This window comes from Rhodococcus sp. (in: high G+C Gram-positive bacteria), assembly GCF_049286785.1.
GTDB lineage: Bacteria > Actinomycetota > Actinomycetes > Mycobacteriales > Mycobacteriaceae > Rhodococcus_F.
Window position 1 is genome coordinate 1 of record NZ_JBAQEO010000323.1, and the last position, 2,068, is coordinate 2,068.

The following is a 2,068-nucleotide window of genomic DNA, read 5'->3' on the forward strand; positions in this document are numbered from 1 at the left end:
CAACACCAGAAGGAGGCACTCCTGGTGCGGACACCGGTCCCCGAACACCTACGAGACCCTCTACACCGCTACGCTGGCATCCGCCGCGTAATCCACCACCCGTGTCCACAAGCCGGGGGTAAGGCCCGACTGTGCCAGGTGACCATCATGTCGTGCTGGCTGATCGGGATGTCCTCGGGTGCGGCGTGCGCCCAGTGTGGTGACTGCGGCAGCAGGTGACGCACCGCGGCATGCACGAGCCTGGTCTTCACGCTCGTCACGATCATCTCGCCATCTGGCTGAAAGGCATTGCGAGACCCGACGTCGTACCCCAGCTTGGCCGTCTTGGAGATGCGGCGTTTCATGTTCGCGCCACCCTTGGAGTAATAGACCGCACGAGCCTCTTTGGGGATGACCGTGCTCATCATGCCGCTGGCAAAGCCGTACAGCACTCCCAGATACAGTCCCCGCTTCTCGTTGAAGCTCACTGCGGAGTCGAGCTTGCCCCGATCGGTCCACGACGGCAGCTGGCGGGCGCGCTCCATGAAATCCTTCAGGTCGGCCGGAAGTCCGGCCGGCAACGGCTGCCCATTCTTGGTCCAGGTCCGCAAGAGCTCGTTGACCCTGGGAACCTCCCCCCGGTCGAGGAGTGACGCCACCAGCGGATCGGCCTCGGTGTCCCACACCTGCCTCGGATCCGCACCGCTTCCGGTGCCCAGCACCGAGCCGGCCGGTGACCACCTCCACGGTTGTGCGTGGGCGGGTGCAGCGACCGCGAATGCGCCGAGCGCACCCAACGCCCCACCGGCCTTCAAAACGTTGCGCCTACTGAGATCGGCCATACCGTCGCCCCCTGTGCGATGCCGTGAACCCGGGACACAGTGAAACAATCACTGTTTCTACGTATCATTTAGTAGCACGGTGTGATGGCCGACACAAGCAATTCGGCAAGATGGAGCTCGTTGTTCGACGTGTAGCGTCGGTCCCCAGGAGGAAATCGTGGAACATTCGCCAGCGGTCCGGATACCGGTCTCGAAACCGGAGTCCCTGCTCGAGCGGGCTTTCATCGACGCCGTCGAACATGCCGACGAGGTCGACGCGGTGCGCACCCGCCTGCTCGACGCGGCCTACGAGCAATTCTGCCGGACAGGTATTCAGCGCTCTTCGATGGAGGAAGTCGCCCGTCGGGCCAACCTGTCCCGGATCACGCTGTACCGGAGATTCGACACCAAGGATGCACTGGTCGAGCAAGTACTCCTCCGCGAGTTTCGACGATATTTCGATCAATTCCTCGTCGACATCCAATCCGCTCGGACCGTTGCCGACCGCGTCGTACTGGGTTTCGTGAGCTCGTTGCGCGCCACCCGGACCAACCCGTTGATCGGCGGCCTCATCGATACGGAACCGAGCCTGCTCGCCGGTTCCCTCGCCGGCGACGGCCGAATGCTCGCCACCGCGCGGCAGTTCGTCGCGCGGCAACTCCGCCGCGAGCAGCAGGCGGGCAACATCCCGGACGATCTGAACATCGATCTCACAGCCGAAATGATGGTGCGGATCGCAGCATCATTTCTGATGGTCCCCACCGACGTCGTCGACCTCGACGACGAAAATCAGCTGGCGGCAATCGCACGACAATTCATCGTGCCGATGGTGGAACCGCGCAACGCCGAAGAGGTGTGAGACTACTTGACAGCGGCAAACTTCCGCACGCGTGCGTCCTCATGCCGCTGCAGCCACGCGATGCGTTCGGGGTGTTTCGCACTGTCCGGACCAAGGACGGCGGCCAGTACTTGGTCGGCACTCTTACCTGGACGTGATTTCTGCAGCAGCAAGGTATGGATGAGGTCGCGCCGGTCGGGTGCGGCCGACCATGCCTGCTGCGCAACGTGAATGCGTCCCCGTCCACGCCGTGGCGTGACGTGGGCGATGAGGCCCGGGACGAGATTATCCGGGCATGTGGGGGCTCCGATCGCGGACAACCTCGCCGAAGCACTCGCCGAATACACAGAGTCGGATCAGGAGACGAAACCACTCGGCAGGGACATCGAGGGGGCGGTCGACACCGCGAAAAACCTGATCACGGTGATCG

The 2,068-nt window shown here is 63.4% G+C and carries 1 protein-coding gene and 1 pseudogene; one reads left to right on the top strand and one right to left on the bottom strand.

Annotation, left to right across the window (positions count from 1 at the left end; genetic code table 11):
- Positions 1-128 precede the first annotated feature (128 nt).
- A pseudogene (locus WAW17_RS12330) lies at positions 129-821 on the bottom strand (twin-arginine translocation signal domain-containing protein); the annotation flags it as partial.
- Positions 822-978: 157 nt separating this feature from the next.
- Between WAW17_RS12330 and WAW17_RS12335 the strand changes: the two are divergent.
- A complete protein-coding gene (locus WAW17_RS12335; RefSeq protein WP_422333260.1) occupies positions 979-1,659 on the top strand; it encodes a TetR/AcrR family transcriptional regulator in 681 nt (226 codons plus the stop codon).
- Positions 1,660-2,068 lie beyond the last annotated feature (409 nt).